The following is a 20,457-nucleotide window of genomic DNA, read 5'->3' as shown; positions in this document are numbered from 1 at the left end:
CACTCACTTCCAGTTGCCGCGGTAGGCCAGTTCGAGTCGCTGTGGGTAGGGGATGGGCGGTAGCGACATGATGTGCGCGACGGCCTTCAACGGCTCGAGTTTGACGAAATTGGCTTGGCCCCAAAGGTATTGCTGTCCGGTTACCTCATCGGTGACCGTGAGGCTGTCATGCCAATCGAGACCGATCTCGGGCATGTCCAGCCAGATGGTGCCTTCCTCCGGGCCGAACGGGTCCAGATTGATCACCACCAGAACCGAGTCACCGGTGTTGGCGTCGAACTTCGAGTAGGCAATCAGTGCGTCGTTGTCGACGTGGTGAAAGTGGATGTTGCGCAGTTGCTGCAGAGCCGGATGCGCGCGCCGGATCGAGTTCAACTTGCCCAGCCACGGCTCGAGCGACTCGCCTCGCGCCAGAGCGCCCTCGTAGTCGCGTGGCCGAAGCTGATATTTCTCCGAATCCAGGTACTCCTCACTGCCGGGGCGCACCGCCTGATGCTCGTACAGCTCGTACCCGGAGTAGACCCCCCATGTCGGTGACATCGTCGCCGCCAGCGCTGCGCGCAGCGCGAACATTCCAGGCCCGCCGTGCTGAAGGCTCTCGTGCAGGATGTCCGGGGTGTTGACGAACAAGTTCGGGCGAGCGTCGTCGGCTCGGAGGGCGTGCTCCTCGGCGAACTGGGTCAGCTCACCCTTTGCTACCCGCCAGGTGAAGTACGTGTAGGACTGGGTGAACCCGCGCATCGCCAACCCGTACATCCGTGCAGGTCTGGTGAACGCCTCGGCCAGGAACAGCACGTCCGGATCGGTCTTCTTGATCTCCGCAATCAACCATTCCCAGAAGTTCGGCGGTTTGGTGTGCGGGTTGTCGACCCGAAAGATCTTCACGCCCAGGGAAATCCAGTAGCGCACCACGCGAAGCACCTCGTCGTAGATGCCGCGTCGATCGTTGTCGAAGTTGACCGGGTAGATGTCCTGGTACTTCTTCGGTGGATTCTCTGCGTAGGCGATGGTGCCGTCCGGGAGGACGGTGAACCATTCCGGGTGTTCAGCAGCCCACGGGTGGTCGGGCGCGGCCTGCAGGGCGAGATCGAGCGCAATCTCGAGATCGAGCTCGTGGGCTGCGTCGACGAAGGCCCGGAAGTCCGACTCGGTACCGAGTTCGGGATGAATGGCGTCGTGGCCCCCGTCCGCGGACCCGATCGCCCAGGGTGAGCCCACGTCGTCGGGACCCGGTGTGAGGGTGTTGTTGGGGCCCTTGCGGTTGACGATTCCGATCGGGTGGATCGGCGGAAGATACACCACGTCGAAACCCATGCGCGCGATCCGCGGCAGCATGGCTGTCGACGTCGCGAACGTGCCGTGGCGCGGCGAACCGTCCTCGTTCCACCCGCCCGTCGATCGTGGGAAGAACTCGTACCACGACCCGTGCAGCGCGCGAGTGCGGTCGACCCAGATGTTGATCGCCGCCGACCGAGTCACCAGCTCACGCAGGGGATGTTCGGCCAGCAGTGCTGTGACTTCGGAGGTGAACGCGGGCGAGACTCGTCCGGGCAGTTGGCGGTCGGTATCCCGCAGTGCGGTCACCACGTCATCGAGCAGTGCTCGGTCCTCGGTGGGCACACCTTCGGCTGCACGCTCGAACGCGCGCGCGCCGAGCTCGAGGTCGTTTGCAAGTTCGGCTGCGTTCTGGCCGACTCCCAACTTGGCCTCGACGGCATGCCTCCAGGTGGCGACCGGATCCGACCACGCTTCGATCCGGCATATCCAGTATCCGGGGGTCGAAGGAGTGAACACCGCGTGAAAGTTGTCCGGTTCCGATCCGGGCGTCATTGTTGTGCGCTGGGAAGACCGCATACCCGGTCCACGAACCGCCAGTGTCGCCGCTACGGCGTCGTGACCCTCGCGCCAGACGACCGCTGATACCGGAAAAGCTTCGCCCACAACTGCTTTCGCGGGATACTTACCGGTAGTGGTGTCTGGAAGGACATTGTCGATACCGAGTCGACCTGTCACTTCACGCTCCATTCTTTTCCCTCTACTGCAGGCCGCAGGTGATGCAGCTGCACAGTTACCGATGGTCCGCGAACTCTCCTTGTCAACCGTAGTGCAGTAGCGCCGGTCATGTCGCAGTCGGACAAGATCGAGCGTGACGCTACGCAGCATCGGGCAAAGTGGGTAGGCTTCGAGCCGTGAAAGCTTTGCGTCGGTTCACTGTCCGCGCCCACTTGCCTCAACGCCTGAATGCCCTGGGCGAGCTGTCGACAAACCTTCGCTGGTCGTGGCACCCGCCCACGCAGGCGCTGTTCGAGGAAATCGACCCGCTGCTCTGGGTGGACCTCGAGCGAGACCCGATTGCTCTCCTCGGTGCCGTCGGACCGTCGCGCCTGGAAGCACTGGCGACCGACGAGGACTTCGTGAGCCGCCTCGACCAGTTGGCCGCCGATCTTCGTGACTACATGACGCGACCGCTGTGGTACCAGAAGCAGCTGCGCAACGGATTGCCTCTGCCGACGGGTATCGGGTACTTCTCGATGGAGTTCGGAGTCAGTGAAGTCCTGCCGAATTACTCCGGAGGGTTGGGAATCCTGGCCGGAGACCACCTGAAGGCTGCATCCGACCTGGGGCTGCCACTGATCGGCGTCGGGCTGCTCTACCGGTCGGGCTACTTCCGCCAATCGTTGACCGCCGAGGGGTGGCAGGCCGAGCGATACCCGTCCCTCGACCCTCATGGGTTGCCTGTCCGGTTGCTGGCGGATGAGTCGGGAGCCGCCGTCCTGGTCCGTGTCTCGATGCCCGGCGGCAGAGTGCTGCGAGCGCGCGTCTGGATTGCGCAGGTCGGGCGAGTCCCGCTGCTGCTGCTCGACTCGGACATCTCCGACAATGATCCCGAGCTTCGCGGAGTGACCGACAGGCTCTACGGCGGCGACCAGGATCACCGAATCAAGCAGGAGATCCTCGCGGGCATCGGGGGAGTCAGAGCGATCCGCGCGTACACCCACGAGTACGGACTGCCGGACCCGGAAGTGTTCCACATGAATGAGGGGCACGCAGGCTTTCTCGGTGCGGAGCGCATTCGGGAATTGGTGACGGTGCAGGGACTGGATTTCGACTCGGCGCTGGCCTCGGTGCGAGCGGGCACGGTGTTCACCACGCATACACCCGTGCCTGCGGGGATCGATCGGTTCCCGGCAGACCTGGTGCGGCACTACTTCGGCAGTGATGGCACCGCCGATTCGGCGCTGCTACCGGGGCTTCCGATGGAACGTGTCCTCGCGCTGGGCGGCGAGACCGATCGCTTCGTGTTCAATATGGCGCACATGGGTCTGCGTCTTGGTCAGCGCGCCAACGGTGTGTCGAAGCTGCACGGCACGGTCAGTCGCGAGATGTTCAGCGAACTCTGGCGCGGATTCGATGCCTCGGAGGTTCCGATCGGCTCGGTGACCAACGGGGTGCACGCGCCGACCTGGGCGGCGCCGGAATGGATGGACATCGCGCGTGCTGTCGCGGGCCCGCAGGCGGTGGAGGAGGCTCGTGGTTGGGAGCAGTTGCACACCGTCGAGGCGGACACTCTGTGGGCAACGCGGAACGAGCTGCGCGGAAGATTGGTGGACGAGGTTCGCCGCCGGGTTCGCCGTTCGGCGCTCGAACGTGGCGCTACGCAGGCCGAAATCGGTTGGACATCAGGTGTTTTCGATCCCGATGTGCTCACAGTCGGTTTCGCTCGCCGCGTACCCACCTACAAGCGTCTGACGCTGATGTTGCGTGAACCGGAACGGCTCAAGCGACTGCTGCTGGATCCGGACAGGCCACTTCAACTGGTCGTGGCCGGCAAGTCCCACCCCGCAGACGACGGCGGCAAAGCACTCATTCAGCAGATCGTGCGGTTTGCCGACCAAGCAGACGTGCGTCACCGAATCGTCTTCCTCCCCGACTACGACATGTCCATGGCGCGCTTCCTGTACTGGGGATGCGACGTGTGGCTCAACAACCCCCTGCGTCCGCTCGAGGCATGCGGCACATCCGGGATGAAGTCCGCGCTCAACGGCGGTCTCAACCTCTCCATCCGCGATGGCTGGTGGGACGAGATGTACGACGGTGAAAACGGCTGGGCCATCCCGACGGCCGACGGTGTCACCGACGAGCATCGGCGCGACGATCTCGAGGCATCCGCGCTCTACGAACTGCTCGAGAATTCGGTTCTGCCGAAGTTCTACGACCGCACCGATGGCGTCCCGAGCAGATGGATAGAGATGGTGCGTCACACCCTCGAACATCTGGGGCCGAAGGTGCTTGCATCTAGGATGGTTCGCGACTACACGCTGGGCTATTACGCGCCGGCTGCTGAATCGGCTCGCGCCGTCGATGCCGACAGCTACGCGGGCGCACGATCGATTGCCGCCTACCGACACCGCGTCGAGGACGCGTGGCACTCGGTCGAGGTAGTTCAGGTGGACAGCGAGGGCCTGCCCGACACGCCGGTGATAGGCGCCGAACTCACACTGCGAGCGTATGTTCGGCTCGGTGGCCTGTCGCCGGACGATGTGGTCGTCCAGGCGGTGTTGGGGCGAGTCGACGATGACGAGAATCTGACCGACATCCGTACCGTGAGGATGGCTCACACGGGAACCGAGTCCCTCGGGGAGGTTTTCGCAACCGATGCCGCGCTCCCGGTCAGCGGTGCGGTGGGCTACACCGTCCGGGTGCTACCGCACCACGAACTGCTGGTCGAAGACGCCGAACTCGGTTTGGTGAAGACACCGAACGTGTGAGGGTCGGTCAGCGCTCGGCCAGCCTGGTGAGTGCTCTTCGGACGACCTCGGGGTCGGACGTCTCCCAGAACGGTGGAAGCGAGGCCCGGAGGTAGCCCCCGTAGCGGGCCGTCGCCAGCCGCGAGTCGAGCATCGCGACCACCCCGCGGTCGTCGACGCTCCGGAGAAGCCGGCCGACTCCCTGCGCGAGCAACAGTGCTGCGTGGTTGGCGGCGACGGACAGGAATCCGTTGCCCCCACGTGACTGGACGGCTTGTTGACGCGCGACGAGCAGCGGATCGTCCGGTCGGGGAAACGGAATTCGATCGAGAATGACCAGGCTCAACGACGGGCCGGGTACGTCGACCCCCTGCCACAAGGACAGCGTGCCGAACAGCGAGGTGGCTTCGTCCTCGGCGAACTTGGTGACCAGAGCGCCGGTGGCGTCATCGCCCTGACACAGCACCGGTGTGTCGAGGCGTTCGCGCATCGCCTCGGCTGCTGTCTTCGCGGCGCGCATCGAGGAGAACAGGCCGAGCGTGCGGCCACCCGCAGCGCCGACGAGTGCTTCGATCTCGTCGAGGTACAGCGGTGAGAGTCCATCGCGGCCGGGCGGCGGGAGGTGCTCCGCGACATAGAGGATGCCGGCTTTGGCGTGGTCGAACGGTGAGCCGACGTCGAGCGAATTCCAGTGAATCGAGGCCGTGTCCGACGGCGGTTCTGCACCGGAGGACATGGCAGTCTCGCTCCGCGCCGAATTCTCGGCCGGTAGCCCCCAGTTGACGGCCAGTCCGTCGAACGACCCACCGACGGTCAAAGTGGCCGAGGTCAGCACCACCGTCGATTCGGCGAACAATCGTGACCGCAGCAGCCCGCCCACCGACAGGGGAGCCATCCGGACGGTGCGTTTGACCGAACCGCGGAAGTCGTCGACGGCGTGCCACACGACGTCCTTGCGTTTTGCCGGGTCGGGCTCGTCGAAGGCTGTGAGGACCCGGACGGCGCTGTCGTGCACCTCGTCCACTGCAACGAGAGCTGCGTTGCGCGCGGCGGCGGCCTCGGGGTCTGTGTTGGCCAAACCGGATCGCTGCGGGCCGATCGCAGTGCGCACTGCCCAGGCACTGTCGCGGATGGAGGCCAATGCTGGTCCGACACCGTCGGGTAGCGCGGCCCACCGACCCGCCGGCAGATCGTCGAGAATGGCGCCCCAGTTCTCTGCGGCGCCGTCAAGGGCGTCGACGATGTCTTCCTCGATCAGTTTGCTGCATCGTCGTGCCGCGGCTGTGACCGTCGCGGCCGACAGCTCCGAGGTGGCGACACCGGTGACCCGGTCGACCAGCTCGTGCGCCTCGTCGATCACGACGACATCGTGCTCGGGCAGAATCTGAATGCCCGTGATGGCATCGATGGCAAGCAGCGCGTGGTTGGTGACGACGACATCGACCTGCGAGGCCTCGGTGCGCGCCCGTTCGGCGAAACAGTCCTCGCCGACAGGGCAGCGTGACTTTCCCAGGCACTCGCGCGCGGTGACGCTGACCTGGCGCCACGCCTGGTCGCTGACGCCGGGTACGACATCGTCGCGATCACCGGTCTCGGTATCGGAGGACCATTTCGTCAACCGCACCACCTCGCGGCCGAGTCGGGAGATGGCGAAGGCGTCGAACAGTTCGGCATCCGGAGCATCCTCAGAAGCGCCGGTGTGGATCTTGTTCATGCACAGGTAGTTGTTGCGCCCCTTGAGTATCGCGAACTTCGGGCGCCGACCGAGTGCCTCGGCGAGCGCGTCGGACAGGCGCGGGAGATCACGGTCGACGAGCTGGCGCTGCAGCGCGATGGTGGCGGTGGAGACGACCACTGTCTTTCCGGACTCGACAGCATGCCGAATGCTGGGAACGAGATAGGCGAGCGACTTGCCGGTACCCGTGCCCGCCTGGACCGCGAGGTGCTCGCCGGTGTCGATCGAGTGCGCGACAGCCGACGCCATGGTGAGCTGGTTGCTGCGTTCCTTGCCGCCGAGTGCATGCACCGCGACCTTCAGGAGGGCGGGCACTGTGGGCAGTTCGGTCTTGGATGGCACCGAAGAAGGGTACTTCCATGGGCGGCGCTCCGCGCACGTGCGTGAAAATACATAGCCCGTCCTGTATTTCCGCGCACATGCGCCGAAGGCGCCTAGGCGTCGACGAATCGCGTGGGGATCGCGGGATCGCCGTTCGAGAGCTTGAGCCCCTCCCATGGCAGGCTCACGAGTCGGCTACGCAGGAGCGCTCGTGAGTCCGCGAGCGTCGGCAACCCGTCGACGACGTGGCCTTCGCGGACATAGGGCACGGTCAGTGGGGTGCCGACGAGGTCGTCGTCGATCGGCGGCGGGCTGCCCAACGGATACACGACCTCCTCGACTGCCGTTCCGGTGGCGCGGGTGGCGCGCAGCGCAGCCTTGGCGCCGCCCCGTGTCTGCTTGTGGTCGCTGCGCTTGGCCACGGGGCGTCCGTCGACGGTGACGAGTTTGTAGACCATCCCCGCAGTGGGGGCGCCCGATCCGGTCACCAGGGAGGTCCCGACGCCGTAGGAGTCCACGGGCTCCGCGCGCAGCGAGGCGATGGCGTACTCGTCGAGGTCGCCGGAGACGACGATCTTGGTTTTGGTGGCACCGAGATCGTCGAGTTGGCGCCGCACCTGTCCCGCCAGCACGCCCAGATCGCCGGAGTCGATGCGCACGCCGCCGAGATCGGGGCCGGCGACCTCGATCGCGTTGGCGACTCCCGCGCTGATGTCGTACGTATCGACCAGCAGGGTCGTCGAGACGCCGAGCGCTCGGATCTGTGCGGCGAATGCGGCCTTCTCGTTCGGTCCGTCCGCGCCCGTGTACAGCAGGGTGAACGCGTGCGCGGAGGTCCCGGCGCCAGGAAGTCCGTGGCGACGAACTGCTTCCAGGTTCGAGGTAGCGGAGAACCCAGCGATGTATGCCGCGCGGGACGAGGCGACAGCGGCTTCCTCGTGCGTGCGTCGCGAGCCCATCTCGATGATGGGACGTGAGCCCGCCGAACTGGACATCCGGGCTGCCGCGGAGGCGATGGCACTGTCGTGGTTGAGGATCGACAGGGCGAGGGTTTCCAGGATCACGCATTCGGCGAAGGTGCCCCGGACGGACAGCACCGGCGAGCCGGGGAAGTACAGGTCTCCCTCGCGGTATCCGTCGATATCGCCGGAGAATCGATACTTCCTCAACCATTCCAGGGTGGATCCGTCGAGAAACGATCCCAGTGTGTCGAGTTCGTCCGGCCCGAAGCGAAACCGCGTCAAGGCTTCGATGAAGCGTGCGGTGCCGGCGACGACGCCGTACCGGCGTCCGTTCGGCAGGCGCCGCGCGAAGACCTCGAAACTGCACGGTATGTGAGCCGATCCGTCGGCGAGGGCCGCCGAGAGCATCGTGTACTCGTACTGATCGGTGAAGAGAGCTGTACTCGGGTCGCTGTCCGTTATGTCCGGACCCGGTGTCGATGCGGTAGGCACGGGATCAACACTACGAGGCTCGGGGGTGACGGTGTGCACCTCGGCCCAGCCGTCGTACCCTGTTCGTATGGCTTCAACGACGGCTGACGAGATCGCGGACATCGCCGCCGGGGCCCCGGTTCTTGCGGCGTCGCCACAAGCCGCGCCCGCCGAATCGGCCACCGTGGCCGCCGACGAGGCGCACGACGTGCCCTGGGTGACGATCGTCTGGGACGATCCGGTCAATCTGATGCACTACGTGACGTTCGTGTTCCAGAAGCTCTTCGGATACAGCAAGGCCAAGGCGACCGAGCTGATGATGCAGGTGCACTCCGAGGGCAAGGCCGTCGTGTCCAGCGGTGAACGAGACAAGATGGAAAACGATGTGCGCAAACTGCACGCAGCGGGCCTGTGGGCGACGATGCAGCAGGACAAGTAGTACGCCGACCGTAGGATCCGATTGCATCCGAGATGAAGGAAAGCTGACGCTGTGCGCACGTGGAGCAGGAAGAACTCACTCAGCGGAGTAAAAATTCGCTCGGACATGGATGCACGTGAGGCCGCCGTCCTGAGATCGCTCGTCGGATCGGTGATCGGATTGCTCCGCGACCGTGCCGCCGACGTGCCCACTGACGAGCTCGCGGCGATGACGGGGTTGCGCACCGGGCACAGCACTCCGCCGGAGGACGCTGCCCTGGCCCGTCTGCTCCCGGACTTTCACCGACGCGACCAGAGCGAGGACGGCTCGGACACCGCAGATCTCAACGGCGCGCTGCGCGGGCTCCACGAACCGGACATCATCGACGAGAAGTTGCATGCCGGCAGCGTCATCCTCGACACGCTTCCGGCCTCCGGCGGAAAAATCGTCCTGACGCCCGAGCAGGCAGACGCCTGGTTGATGGGCCTCAACGACGTACGATTGGCTCTCGGAACCACGTTGGGTATCGACGCGGACACTCCGGAAGTTCTCGACGACGAGGACCCGCGAGCGCCTCACCTCGACGTGTACCACTGGCTGACCTGGATGCAGGATTCCCTGGTGCAGGTCCTCACTCCGTAGGAGGGCCGCCACGTGACTGGCCGCGCTGATTCACTCACCGACGTAGCGGGACTGTTGGTCGGTCACCACCACGCGCTCGATCCGTCGGCCACTCTCGGCTCCGGCGCTGCGACTGGCTGCACCGTTGTGCGGACCCTCGGCGGGGCCGTGGCCGCGGTCGACGTTCGCGGCGGGGGACCAGGCACCCGCGAGACCGACCTCCTCGATCCGAGCCACTCTGTGCAGCAGATCAACGCGATCCTGTTGACCGGTGGCAGCGCGTACGGTCTGGCCGCCGCCGACGGCGTCATGAGATGGCTCGAGGAACACGGGCACGGCATCCCCATGGGCAGTCCGGATCAGGTTGTGCCGATCGTGCCGGCGGCGGTGATCTTCGACCTGCCGGTCGGGGACTGGGCCGTTCGGCCGACGGCAGATTTCGGTTTCGCTGCCGCGGAGGCTGCCGCCGCAGATTTCGCAACAGGCTCGGTGGGCGCGGGCGTCGGCGCCCGAGCCGGGGTCCTCAAGGGTGGGGTGGGTACCGCGAGCACCATCATCGAGGGTGGACCGGCCGACGGGGTCACTGTCGGGGCGTTGATGGTCACCAACCCGGTGGGTTCGGTCTTCGATCCCCGCACCGGACTGCCCTGGGGCGTCGGTTCGGAAGGCCCGAAAGCCTTCGGAATGCGCAAGCCCGACGTGCACGAGCTGTGGAACGCCAACTCGCTCGCGGCGAAGGGAACGGCCCTCAATACCACCATCGGCGTGGTCGCCACGGACGTCGATCTGACGGCAGCCTCGTGCAAGCGACTCGCCGTGGCAGGTCACGACGGCTTGGCGCGGGCCATCCGTCCCGCCCACTCGCCGCTCGACGGGGACACGATCTTCGCGCTGTCCACCGGAACGAGATCGGTCGTCACCGAGACGTCGATGCCGAAAGCCTTCGCGGTGGACCTGCCGGTTCTCGACGCGGTCACCGCGGTGGCAGCGAACGTCGTCGAACGTGCCATCGTCCGCGCCCTGCTCGACGCCACATCGGTGGCGGGCATTCCCACCTATCGCTCCATCTTTCCGTCGGCGTTCGAGTCCTGAACGTCGGTACGCTTGGTGATGAACAGGACAAACCGGCCGCTCGAGGAAAGGCGTCACCGATGAGCGCGAACCCGTACCTGCCGACCCCGGCTCCGAAGCGGCCGGCGTGGCAGGAGGCCGGCATGCTCGTCGGCGCGTTCGTGGTGTTGCTGTGGATCATCGAGATCATCGATGTGGCATCCGGGAGTCGAGTCCAGCAGGCCGGAATCGAACCTCGCAGTATGGACGGTCTGTGGGGCATCCTGTTCGCGCCGGTGCTGCACGACGACTGGGCGCATCTGTTCGCCAACACGATTCCTGTGCTCATCCTCGGTTTCTTGGTGTTGCTCTCGGGAGTGGCGCGTGGACTGACAGCCACCGGGATCATTTGGGTTATCGGCGGCGTCGGCACCTGGCTGATCGGTGGCAGCAACGACAATCACATCGGGTCGTCGATTCTGATCTTCGGATTCATCTCCTACCTACTCACTCGTGGAATCTTCACCCGCAAGCTCGGGCAGTTGGCGATCGGCGTGGTGGTGTTCGTCGTCTACGGGAGCGCACTGTGGGGTGTTCTGCCCGCCACACCGGGTGTTTCTTGGCAGGGCCACCTGTTCGGGGCGATCGGCGGCGTCGTGGCTGCGTGGGCGCTGTCGTCCGACGCGCGGGCGGCACGGGCCGTGCGGTGAAATCGCCGGCGCAAAAAACGCGATGCGTTTCGGCGTCGGCCGATCTCGTGGCAGCATGAGCGGTATGCGAATTACCGTCCTGGGATGTTCGGGCAGTGTGTCCGGGCCCGATTCCCCCGCGTCGGGCTATCTCCTCGACGAGTCGGAAACATCGCCACTCGTGCTGGACTTCGGCCCCGGCGTTCTCGGAGCGCTGCAGCGCTACGCAGACCCGGGCGATGTGAGCGTTTTTCTGACGCACCTGCATGCCGATCACTGCCTCGATGTACCGGGATTGCTGGTGTGGCGGCGCTACCATCCGAATCCCCCCGAGGGGCGGGCGCTGGTCTACGGGCCGAAGGACACCGCGTTCAGGCTCGGTGTCGCCTCCGCCGAGTGTGGCGGTCAGATCGACGACATGTCCGACACTCTCGATCTGCGGAGATGGACGGACGGGCGTGTGGTGCGCCACGGACGGCTGTCGATTCTCCCTCGCCAGGTCTACCACCCGCCCGAGTCATACGGGATGCGCATCACCACCGCCAAGGACAAGATCTTCGCGTACACCGGCGATACCGGAATGTGTCAGGCTGTCCGCGATATCGCGGACCGCGCTGACGTGCTGCTCGCCGAGGCCTCCTGGACGCACTCCCCGGATCGACCCGTAGGGGTCCACCTGTCCGGCACGGAGGCCGGCCAACTTGCGCGCGAGGCTGGCGTCGGCGAGCTGTTGTTGACGCATATTCCGCCGTGGACCTCTCGTGAGGATGTCATCGCCGAAGCCAAAGCCGAATTCAGCGGGCCCGTTCACGCGGTGTCGCCGGGGGATGTCTTCACCGTGTAGCGAGATGTTCAGGTAGGCCGTGAGTGGAGCCTGTCGAATGAACCTTCGATAGGGCCGTGAGTGGAGCCTGCGGAATGAACCTTCGATAGGCTGGCTGCGTGTCCAGACGAGAAGACGGAAGAGCGGATGACGAACTCCGCACCATTGCAATAACTCGAGGTTTCACCAGCAACCCTGCAGGGTCGGTTCTGGTCGAATTCGGTAATACCAGGGTGATGTGCACGGCGAGCGTGGAAGAGGGCGTTCCTCGGTGGCGCAAAGGAACCGGGCTGGGCTGGCTCACTGCCGAGTACGCCATGTTGCCCGCCGCCACGCACACTCGTAGCGGCCGCGAGTCCGTCAAGGGCAAGGTCGGAGGTCGCACTCAGGAGATCTCCAGGCTCGTCGGACGATCTCTGCGCGCATGCATCGATCTTGCCGCCATCGGCGAGAACACCATCGCACTCGATTGTGACGTCCTGCAGGCGGACGGAGGCACTCGCACAGCCGCCATCACCGGTGCATTCGTCGCCTTGTCCGACGCCGTCACCTACTTGCGCGCCGCGGGTCGCCTCGCCGACCCGCAGCCGATTTCGTGTCGTATCGCCGCAGTCAGTGTCGGAGTGGTCGACGGCAGGGTCCGCCTCGACCTGCCGTACGAGGAGGACGCGCGAGCCGAGGTCGACATGAACGTCGTCGCGACCGACACCGGCACGCTGGTCGAGGTGCAGGGGACCGGCGAGGGTGCGACGTTCCCGCGTTCGACTCTGGACAAACTGCTCGACTCGGCTCTCGGCGGCATCGAGCAGTTGTTCGAGGTGCAGAAGGCGGCACTGGCCGAACCGTATCCGGGCGTGCTACCCGAACCGGCGCCCACCGAGTCACCGAAGAAGAAGTTCGGTGGCTGACACCCGGCTGCTCGTAGCCAGTCGGAACAAGAAGAAACTGCGCGAACTGCGACGGGTCCTCGACTCTGCCGGCATTTCGGGAATCGTGCTCGTCGGTCTCGACGAGGTTCCCGAGTTCCCGGAGGCGCCGGAGACGGCGGCAACGTTCGAGGAAAATGCGCTGGCCAAAGCACGTGACGGTGCTGCGGCGACCGGATTGCCCTGTGTCGCCGATGATTCGGGCCTCGAGGTCGATGCGCTCAACGCGATGCCGGGTGTGTTGTCAGCGCGCTGGTCCGGAACCCATGGGGACGACGACGCCAACACCTCCCTGCTGCTGGCTCAGCTCGGTGACGTGCCGGACGAGCGCAGGGGAGCGGCGTTCGTCTCCGCCTGCGCTCTCGCGGTGCCGGGTGGATCGGAGACGGTGGTTCGGGGCGAGTGGAGGGGCGTAGTTTCTCGGGTTCCATTGGGGAGCAACGGTTTCGGCTATGACCCGGTGTTCGTGCCCGAGGGAGACGGGCGTTCTGCAGCGGAGCTGAGCGCGGAGGAAAAAGACGCCGTATCGCACCGTGGTCGTGCACTGCAGGCGCTGATTCCGGCCCTACACGCGCTGGCACCATAGGACCGGGATCAGCGGTGAATCGGACAGCGGTGAATCGGGTACTGACAGGCGCCGTGCTGGCGGGTTGTCTGCTGCTGAGCTCGGGGGCATCGGCGCTTGCCTCACCTGCACAGGATTCGTTTCCCGAGGCTGCGCTGTACTCCGTGGTGCATCCCGAGGCCACGCTGCCCGGCGTGAACGACTACACGTGCACGCCGACTGCTGCGCACCCCGAGCCGGTCGTGTTGGTGCACGGTTTCCTCGAGAACTCCTATGTCAACTGGGCATCGCTCGGGCCGGCGCTCGCCGCCGAAGGATACTGCGTGTTCGCAATCGACTACGGCGAACTCGCCGGTGTCCCCGTGGGCGGGTTCGGTTCGATCGCCGACGGCGCTGCGGAACTGGCGGTGTTCGTCGACGAGGTCCGGCATGCCACAGGGGCCTCGACTGTGGCGCTGGTGGGTCATTCCAAAGGCGGCACGATCCCGCGGTACTACGTACGCTTCCTCGGCGGGAGCGAACACGTGTCGCAGATCGTGGCGTTGTCTCCGCCGAACTATCCGACGCCGGGGCCACCGGTCGACGAGGCGCTGGAGCGGCTGAACGTCCCGACTGACACCGTGCCCGGGGTCCGCTACACCACCATCGTCACCCGCTACGACCAGGTCGTCCCGTACACGGCCTCGCTTCTGACGGGGCCAGGCACTCACAACATCGTCCTGCAGGATCTCTGTCCCGGCAACACCGTCGAGCACACCGGAATTTCCTACGACGGGGTTGCGCAACAACTCGTGCTTGCAGCCCTACAGGGCGAGATCGAAGACGGCGAGAACACGGCCGCCGTGAACTGTTGACTCAGACGCCGAAGTCGCGCTTGACCTGCGTGGTGCGCCAGTGTTCGACGACGAAGGACAGAAACGGGATGGTGCCTGCGAGCAGTGTTCCGATCGTGCGAGCCAGCGGCCAGCGGACCTTGATGGCCAGGTCCACGGTGAAAATGAGGTAGATCAGATAAACCCAGCCGTGCACGACCGCGATCCAGCTCGGCACGTCCTCGACCCGGAAGATGTACTTGGCGACCATTTCCCCGGTGAGAACCAGCAGCCAGATGCCGGTGATGTACGCGAGCACTCGGTAGCGCAACAGAGCGGACGCGATCTTCTTCGTCCGGTCGGTCTGCGCGGGCTTCTCCGGTGCCGTGCTCACGTATGGGGCTCCTGTCTTCACTCGCGTGAGCGGTCGAGCTCAGCGAGATAGCTGTTGTATTCGAGAAGTTGACGAGTCTCGAGGTCGGCCTCTTCGGCGGACACACGATCGTCCACGCTGCCGGGTGCCGGCCGCGCGGGAAGTAGATCGGCGGGGATCTCGCGGAGGACGTTCTCGGCTTCACTCTCGGGTGCGTCCGGCGACTCCGCCTCGTCTTCGAGTTTGACGAACTTGCGATACGCATAGATCACGAATGCCGCGAACAGTGGCCACTGCAGTGCGTACCCGAGGTTCTGACCGTTACCGCCGACAGCCTCGAATCGCTCCCACTGCCACCAGCCGAGCGCCAGGCACGCCGCCGCAGACAGCATGACCAGCGCGATGAGCGCAGGACGGCGTCCGGAGCGAGAATGTGCCACCCCACGAAGGTACCCGAGTCTCTACTACCTCTGGTAGTTCGGTGCGGGCCGGGGGAGTCCTGACTGGTCCGATGGCCCACAGGGCGGGGACCAACGGCTCTCGCGCCGGATCCGGCGGGTTGGTCGACTGGTGGCCGGAATTGATATCGAATGGTTGCGGGGAGTGAAGATGACCGACACGCTATCCGACAATGACCTTCTCGACCGTTACGTTCACGGTGTGCTCGTGCATTTGCCGAGGTCACGCCGGGACCAGGCTGACAAGGAGCTGCGGGAACGGGTCCGGAACGAATCCTACGGGCGCTCCACACGTGAGGTTCTCACCGAATTCGGTCCACCGGAAGATCAGGCGCGCCGACTCCGCGGAGCGCCGCGTCAGCTCATCGGGCCGCGCTTCTATGACACGTACGTGCGTGTTCTATGGCCTGCTGTCCGTGTGATGGCGATCCTCTTCGGAGGGGTGAGTCTGCTGCCCGTCCTGGTCGACAACGACACGACGCCGACAATCGGCAGGATTGTCGAAGAGGGGCTCACGTCGGCCTTCGCGGGCGCGATGTACGCCGCCCTCTGGGTCACCGTAGTCTTCGCGGTCATCGAGCGTCTCGCCCCGAATGCGGTGCTACGCGATTGGCATCCCGATGACCTCCCGCCGGTTCCGCACGGGCAGGAGATCGCCCTCGGCGACGCGATCGCTGATCTTGTGTTCGCCGTCGCCTTGCTGGTCGTATCGCTGTGCTTCTTCCCGGCGCTGGCACCGTCGTTTCTCGCCGAAACCGCGGAGGGACTCGATGCCGGTGTGGTCGAGGGACTGTTGCCTGCTGTAGTCGTGGTTGCTGGGTTGTGGGTGTGTGTGGCAGGCGCGCAATTGATCGTGCGTGCCTGGACGCTGCCGGTCACTGTGATATCCATTGCGGCAAATCTGCTTGCCGTTGCCACAGCCGTCGCCGTCCTGGTGTACCGGCCCTACTTCTCGGCGGAATTCATCGCCAGTCGATATGGAGGTAACGACGGCAATCTGGGTACGGCACTCGATATCGCGATAGGTATAGGTGCCATCGCTGTGATTCTCGTGTGTGCCAACGACATTGTCACCACCGTCCGCAAATACCTCGCCCACCGCCAGGAGCTCTAGCCGGGACGCGAGATTTCCCATGGTGACAGAGGTGCATCGCAGGGACTTTCGGCCCTCCCCGCAGGCCGCACCCTGGGCCACGATCAAGTGATGACCGACGACGCTGTGATCGACATTTCCGGGCTGACGAAGTCTTTCGGCCACACTGTCGCACTCGACGCACTCGACCTGACTGTTCGCGCTGGTGAGGTGCACGGGTTCCTCGGGCCCAACGGCGCGGGGAAGACGACGACGATTCGTATCCTGCTGGGGTTGCTTCGTGCGGACGCCGGCTCGGTCCGGTTACTCGGGTTGGACCCCTGGACGGACGCGGTCGCCGCGCACGCCCGGCTCGCCTATGTGCCGGGTGAGGTCACGCTATGGCCGGGTATCACCGGCGGTGAGACCATTGACCTGCTGGCCAGACTGCGCGGTGGTGTGAATTCTGCTCGACGCGCCGAGATGCTCGAACGATTCGAACTCGACCCGACTGTGAAAGCTCGCGCCTATTCCAAGGGGAACCGACAGAAGGTGGCACTGGTTGCCGCGCTGGCATCGGACGCGGAACTGTTCTTGTTCGACGAACCGACAGCGGGTCTGGATCCGCTGAAGGAAGCGGAGTTTCAACGGTGTGTTCGTGAGCTGGTGAGCGAGGGACGCACGGTGCTGTTGTCCAGTCACATGCTTGCCGAGGTCGAGGCACTGTGCGATCGAGTCAGCATCGTTCGAAACGGTCGTACGGTGGAGAGCGGGTCTCTCGTCGAATTGCGGCATTTGAGCACGACGTCGATCACTGTCGAGACGGTGCACCCCACCGCTGCACTTGCGTCGACGCCGGGGGTGCACGAGCTGGTCTCGGATGGCACACACGCACGGTTCGCGGTCGAGACGGCGCAACTCGACGGTGTGCTCCGTGCGCTCGCCGATCTCGGTGTCGTCGCGATGAGCAGCAGTAGGCCGACACTGGAGGACATCTTTCTGCGTCACTACGAGGTCGATTCCCACTCGGTAGCGGGGACATCGTGAGTGGGGTCGCCGTGAGCAGCGACATCGTCACCACGGAGACGGCCTTTCCGCGCTCAGCGGGCTTCACCTCGCTTGTTCGTTTCTCACTACGTCGCGAGCGCTGGATACTGCCTTGGTGGCTGGCAGGGATGGCTGCCTTGATGGCGCTGCAGTCCACGAGCAGTCAGAACTTCTACGATTCGCCCGAGAAATTGGCCCAGTTGCGGTCCACCATGAGTGCGAACGCGGCACTGGTTGCGATGGGCGGGCCGACGCGACTGCTGGAGACAATCGGCGGTGAGGTGCTCTTCGAGATCTTCGCCTATCTCGCCATTGTCGTCGCACTGATGAATATGTTCTTGATCGGTAGGAACACGCGATCCGACGAAGAAGCCGGACGAACCGAGTTGATCAGGTCGATGAGGGTGGGGCGCCGCGCTCCTGTACTCGCTGCTCTCGGTATCGCCGTGCTCGCGAACAGCGTCGTCGCGGTGGTCCTGACTGTCACATCGGTGGTGACCGGGCTGGCAATCGAAGGTTCGGTGCTGTTCGGACTGGCAATCGCCGGCTTCGGCATGACTGTCGCAGCGGCCACCACCGTCGCCGCACAGATGTACCAGAATCCCCGCGGCGTCTACGCAGCCGTCAGTGCACTGATCGCAGTGGCGTACATCCTGCGCGCGGTCGGCGATGTGGGCAACGACGCGGTGGCCTGGGCCTCGCCTATCGGGTGGGGGCAACGTACCTATCCCTTCGTAGACGATCGCTGGTGGCCACTGCTGTTGTATGTCGTGATGTCGGCGATGCTCGTCGCCGTGGCGTTCATCCTCGCTGAGCGACGCGACTTCGGTGCTGGAGTCTTTCGGTACCGGGCGGGGCGCGGTACGGCCTCTCGCCTGCTGAGCTCGCCGGTCGGTTTGGTGTGGCGTGTGCAGCGCGCCACTGTATTCGGTTGGTGTATCGGGGTTTTCGTTCTCGGAAGTGCCTATGGCTCCTTCGCGGACAGCATCGAACAGTTTCTGGCGGACAATCCTGAACTCGCTGCCTATCTGCCGGACGCGAGCGACGCCGTCGACTCGTACCACTCGCTCACGCTGTCGATCATTGCTCTACTGGCCGCCGCATGTGGGGTGAGCTGTGTGCTGCGGGCTCGGACCGAGGAGGCGGCCGGACGGGCGGAGATGATCCTGGCAGCACCGGTCGGGCGCGTGCGTTGGCTCACCGGGTACCTGGTGGTGGCGATGGCAGGCAGTGCGCTGGTATCGGTTGCAGGCGGGTTCGGCGACGGCCTGGCGTACGGGGTGACTATCGGTGATCCGCTGCAGGCCGTGCGCCTGGCAGCGTCGGCACTGGCGTACGTCCCCGCAGTGTGGGTAATCGTGGCGGCAACGGCCGTGGTCGTCGGCGTTGCGCGTCGGGCAGCTGCAGTGGCGTGGCTCTTTTTCGGCTATGTAGCGGTCGCCGTCATGTTTGCCGACGCGTTCGATCTACCCGAGTGGTTCGATCGGGCTTCACCCCTGCGGTACACCGCGCAGGTGCCACTGGAACCATTCGATCTGGGGCAGGGGCTGATCCTGCTGGCGGTCGCGGCCGGCCTGTCAGGCATCGCCTTCGTCGGGTGCCGACGCCGCGATCTGGGGTATTGAACTGCTGTCCTGCATTGATCCCTCGACAAGGTGTGCGCGAGGGGGGACTTGAACCCCCACGTCCTAAGACACTGGAACCTAAATCCAGCGCGTCTGCCATTTCCGCCACTCGCGCGAGTGCGGGGCAAGTCTACAACGTCGCTAGCTGGTGACCGCAGCCGCTGCGCGTACGGCGTACTGTGCCAACGGTGGCGAGCAAGAACGATTCCGGATTCGATCCGACACGCACACTCGAACTGTTGTGGCGTGTCGGTAGCAAACCGAGCCGTACTGGGTTGAGTGTGGACGCGATCGTGTCGGCAGCGATCGAGATCGCCGATGCCGAGGGCGTGGACGCGGTGTCGATGCGGCGGGTGGCGGACAAGCTCGGTGTCGGCGCGATGTCGCTCTACACCCACGTGCCCGGTCGTGACGAGCTGGCGGACCTCATGATCGACAGTGCCGTGGACTCGCTGTATTCGAGCGTCGACGAACCGGCTGCCTCCTCCGAAGGCTGGCGCGACGGCCTGGAGTTCGTGGCCGAGCGCAACTGGCAGCTCTACCGTCGGCACCCGTGGTTGCTCGATGTGCAGCGGGCGCGCGCCGTGCTGGGACCGCACACCAACGACAAGTACGAGGCGGAACTCCGCGTCATCGACGGCGTAGGGCTGACCGATATCGAGATGGACTCGGTGCTCACCTTGGTACTCACTCACGTCGCCGGGACGGCCAGGGCGCTGACCGTGTTCGAGCGCAGCCGTGACGAGTCCGGTATGACGGACGCGCAGTGGTGGGCCGCCACCGCACCGATCCTCGAACAGGTGATGGACCGTGATCGATACCCGGTGTCGGGGCGCGTCGGGACCGCTGCGTCGACCTCGTACGACGCAGCGAGCGACCCCGTGCACGAGTACGAGTTCGGCGTGGCACGCATCCTGGACGGGGTGGCCGCGCTCATCGACAAGCATCCGTCCTGAGACAGCGCCCGGTTCGGGCGATCAGCCGACCTCGGAGAGCGGAACCGGTAGCGCGGGGGAAGCGGGAAGCGGGAAGCGGCGTCGATAGCGCCACGCGGCGTGTTCGAGCACCACAGTCTCGCTCCCGAGCGTCTCGGCCGCAGCGCCCAACAGTCCCGACGCCTCGCTCAGGTCCACTTCCCGGCCCACCGCATCCGAGATGAAGGCAACCAGATAGCGGATGGCGTCGGGCGTGCGTCTGCCGACGAGGAAGAGGGCGCATTCCCACGTTTTGGAGCCGACACCGGTGATGGCTGTGACGGCCCGACGCCGATCGCCGTGGTCATCGAGGTCGGCGGCCGTGCGCACACCGAGCGAAATCAGTGTCGCTGCTGCGCGGGCCGCCGCGTCTGCCTTGGTGGTGGAGTTACCGGACACGCGTTGCCGGTTCCCGAGAATCTCGGCGAGGTCCTCGGGGCATGTCTGGAAATTCGCGAGCGCACCGATGTCGTCCAAGTGCTCTCGTCGGTGGAGCTCCAGCGAGCGATATGCGCGCCAGCGGGAGAGGACTCGGCGTACCCCGTTGCCGGGACCTCCGTAGGGAGCTCGCGCGGTGAAGACGGCGTCGAGTAGCGCGATTTCGAGCTCGTCCGGCCACCCCGGTGTCCAGAACGGCGAAACAGTCAGTGCCGCAGTGTCTTCGATGTGGAAACGGACCGCATCGTGGTCGTGTTGCGAAAAGATGTGTGTAACTGACGAATACATGAAATCCCCCCGAGTTCGATGTGTCGGGGTCAAGCTACGTC

19 protein-coding genes and 1 tRNA gene are annotated in these 20,457 nt (G+C 65.2%); 13 read left to right on the top strand and 7 right to left on the bottom strand.

All coding sequences use genetic code 11. The annotated features are described in order from the left end of the window. Positions 1-3 precede the first annotated feature (3 nt). Positions 4-2,013 carry an alpha-1,4-glucan--maltose-1-phosphate maltosyltransferase gene (locus KVY23_RS21805; RefSeq protein ID WP_230558220.1) on the bottom strand — a complete coding sequence of 670 codons (2,010 nt, stop codon included), beginning with the start codon at positions 2,011-2,013 and terminating at the stop codon, positions 4-6. A 176-nt stretch (positions 2,014-2,189) separates the two neighbouring features. On the opposite strand from KVY23_RS21805, the gene glgP reads away from it, so the two are divergent. After that, complete coding sequence (gene glgP, locus KVY23_RS21800; protein ID WP_230558219.1) at positions 2,190-4,769, top strand: alpha-glucan family phosphorylase; 2,580 nt, start codon at positions 2,190-2,192, stop codon at positions 4,767-4,769. A gap of 7 nt (positions 4,770-4,776) precedes the next feature. Here glgP and KVY23_RS21795 read toward each other — a convergent pair whose 3' ends face one another. Together KVY23_RS21795 and KVY23_RS21790 are read right to left on the bottom strand one after the other, a co-directional pair. Then, on the bottom strand, positions 4,777-6,825 hold the full coding sequence (locus tag KVY23_RS21795; protein WP_230558218.1) for an ATP-dependent DNA helicase: 2,049 nt from the start codon (positions 6,823-6,825) through the stop codon (positions 4,777-4,779). A 92-nt stretch (positions 6,826-6,917) separates the two neighbouring features. Next, positions 6,918-8,360, bottom strand: a complete 1,443-nt coding sequence (locus KVY23_RS21790) for a nicotinate phosphoribosyltransferase (protein WP_268995333.1) — start codon at positions 8,358-8,360, stop codon at positions 6,918-6,920. Here KVY23_RS21790 and clpS point away from each other — a divergent pair. The 8 genes from clpS to KVY23_RS21750 all read left to right on the top strand — a co-directional run bounded on the left by clpS (position 8,326) and on the right by KVY23_RS21750 (position 14,183). Beyond that, entirely contained in the window at positions 8,326-8,676 is a 351-nt protein-coding gene (clpS, locus tag KVY23_RS21785) for an ATP-dependent Clp protease adapter ClpS (RefSeq protein WP_075839828.1), read from the top strand. The two genes, KVY23_RS21790 and clpS, sit on opposite strands and share 35 nt — an antisense overlap. Before the next feature lie 51 nt (positions 8,677-8,727). Further along, positions 8,728-9,297, top strand: coding sequence for a DUF2017 domain-containing protein (locus tag KVY23_RS21780; protein ID WP_075839829.1), 570 nt, complete (start codon positions 8,728-8,730; stop codon positions 9,295-9,297). 12 nt (positions 9,298-9,309) lie between these two features. After that, on the top strand, positions 9,310-10,368 hold the full coding sequence (locus KVY23_RS21775; RefSeq protein WP_230558217.1) for a P1 family peptidase: 1,059 nt from the start codon (positions 9,310-9,312) through the stop codon (positions 10,366-10,368). A 59-nt stretch (positions 10,369-10,427) separates the two neighbouring features. Further along, entirely contained in the window at positions 10,428-11,036 is a 609-nt protein-coding gene (locus tag KVY23_RS21770) for a rhomboid family intramembrane serine protease (RefSeq protein WP_075839830.1), read from the top strand. A gap of 64 nt (positions 11,037-11,100) precedes the next feature. Further along, positions 11,101-11,859 carry a cyclic nucleotide-degrading phosphodiesterase gene (locus KVY23_RS21765; protein WP_230558216.1) on the top strand — a complete coding sequence of 253 codons (759 nt, stop codon included), beginning with the start codon at positions 11,101-11,103 and terminating at the stop codon, positions 11,857-11,859. A 98-nt stretch (positions 11,860-11,957) separates the two neighbouring features. Continuing rightward, complete coding sequence (gene rph, locus KVY23_RS21760) at positions 11,958-12,746, top strand: ribonuclease PH (protein ID WP_206508290.1); 789 nt, start codon at positions 11,958-11,960, stop codon at positions 12,744-12,746. After that, the gene (rdgB, locus tag KVY23_RS21755) at positions 12,739-13,350 is read left to right on the top strand and encodes an RdgB/HAM1 family non-canonical purine NTP pyrophosphatase (protein WP_075839831.1); all 612 of its coding nucleotides are present in this window, start codon (positions 12,739-12,741) and stop codon (positions 13,348-13,350) included. The genes rph and rdgB overlap by 8 nt, the downstream gene beginning before the upstream one ends. Positions 13,351-13,364: 14 nt before the next feature. Further along, entirely contained in the window at positions 13,365-14,183 is an 819-nt protein-coding gene (locus KVY23_RS21750; protein WP_230558215.1) for a triacylglycerol lipase, read from the top strand. Position 14,184: 1 nt separating this feature from the next. Here the strand turns inward: KVY23_RS21750 and KVY23_RS21745 are convergent, their stop codons facing one another. Further along, a complete protein-coding gene (locus KVY23_RS21745; protein WP_075839862.1) occupies positions 14,185-14,535 on the bottom strand; it encodes a DUF3817 domain-containing protein in 351 nt (116 codons plus the stop codon). A 17-nt stretch (positions 14,536-14,552) separates the two neighbouring features. Next, entirely contained in the window at positions 14,553-14,954 is a 402-nt protein-coding gene (locus KVY23_RS21740) for a transcriptional regulator (protein ID WP_075839832.1), read from the bottom strand. 169 nt (positions 14,955-15,123) lie between these two features. Between KVY23_RS21740 and KVY23_RS21735 the strand changes: the two genes are divergently transcribed. The 3 genes from KVY23_RS21735 to KVY23_RS21725 all read left to right on the top strand — a co-directional run bounded on the left by KVY23_RS21735 (position 15,124) and on the right by KVY23_RS21725 (position 18,716). Then, positions 15,124-16,086 (top strand): hypothetical protein, encoded by a 963-nt coding sequence (locus KVY23_RS21735; protein ID WP_230558214.1) that lies wholly within the window; start codon positions 15,124-15,126, stop codon positions 16,084-16,086. A 90-nt stretch (positions 16,087-16,176) separates the two neighbouring features. Then, positions 16,177-17,091 (top strand): ABC transporter ATP-binding protein, encoded by a 915-nt coding sequence (locus KVY23_RS21730; RefSeq protein WP_075839833.1) that lies wholly within the window; start codon positions 16,177-16,179, stop codon positions 17,089-17,091. Positions 17,092-17,102: 11 nt separating this feature from the next. After that, positions 17,103-18,716 (top strand): ABC transporter permease, encoded by a 1,614-nt coding sequence (locus tag KVY23_RS21725; RefSeq protein ID WP_230558213.1) that lies wholly within the window; start codon positions 17,103-17,105, stop codon positions 18,714-18,716. A gap of 33 nt (positions 18,717-18,749) precedes the next feature. Here KVY23_RS21725 and KVY23_RS21720 read toward each other — a convergent pair. Continuing rightward, positions 18,750-18,831: transfer RNA gene (locus KVY23_RS21720), tRNA-Leu, on the bottom strand. Between the two features lie 73 nt (positions 18,832-18,904). Between KVY23_RS21720 and KVY23_RS21715 the strand changes: the two genes are divergently transcribed. Further along, positions 18,905-19,672 (top strand): TetR/AcrR family transcriptional regulator, encoded by a 768-nt coding sequence (locus KVY23_RS21715; RefSeq protein WP_230558212.1) that lies wholly within the window; start codon positions 18,905-18,907, stop codon positions 19,670-19,672. A 21-nt stretch (positions 19,673-19,693) separates the two neighbouring features. Here the strand turns inward: KVY23_RS21715 and KVY23_RS21710 are convergent, their stop codons facing one another. Then, positions 19,694-20,416 carry a hypothetical protein gene (locus KVY23_RS21710; RefSeq protein ID WP_230558211.1) on the bottom strand — a complete coding sequence of 241 codons (723 nt, stop codon included), beginning with the start codon at positions 20,414-20,416 and terminating at the stop codon, positions 19,694-19,696. Between the last annotated feature and the right edge of the window lie 41 nt (positions 20,417-20,457).

The sequence above is a fragment of the Rhodococcus sp. I2R genome (assembly GCF_020889545.1).
Lineage (GTDB): Bacteria > Actinomycetota > Actinomycetes > Mycobacteriales > Mycobacteriaceae > Rhodococcoides.
The sequence above is the reverse complement of the archived record's forward strand: the minus strand, read 5'-3'. Positions and strand labels throughout refer to the sequence as shown.

What these genes read in the sequence shown, in the direction of transcription:
- clpS (WP_075839828.1), top strand. Translation starts at nt 8,326, where the DNA reads ATGGCTTCAACGACGGCTGACGAGATCGCGGACATCGCCGCCGGGGCC.
- KVY23_RS21790 (WP_268995333.1), bottom strand. Translation starts at nt 8,360, where the DNA reads ATGTCCGCGATCTCGTCAGCCGTCGTTGAAGCCATACGAACAGGGTAC.
- KVY23_RS21770 (WP_075839830.1), top strand. Translation starts at nt 10,428, where the DNA reads ATGAGCGCGAACCCGTACCTGCCGACCCCGGCTCCGAAGCGGCCGGCG.
- KVY23_RS21765 (WP_230558216.1), top strand. Translation starts at nt 11,101, where the DNA reads ATGCGAATTACCGTCCTGGGATGTTCGGGCAGTGTGTCCGGGCCCGAT.
- KVY23_RS21735 (WP_230558214.1), top strand. Translation starts at nt 15,124, where the DNA reads ATGACCGACACGCTATCCGACAATGACCTTCTCGACCGTTACGTTCAC.
- KVY23_RS21730 (WP_075839833.1), top strand. Translation starts at nt 16,177, where the DNA reads ATGACCGACGACGCTGTGATCGACATTTCCGGGCTGACGAAGTCTTTC.
- KVY23_RS21710 (WP_230558211.1), bottom strand. Translation starts at nt 20,416, where the DNA reads ATGTATTCGTCAGTTACACACATCTTTTCGCAACACGACCACGATGCG.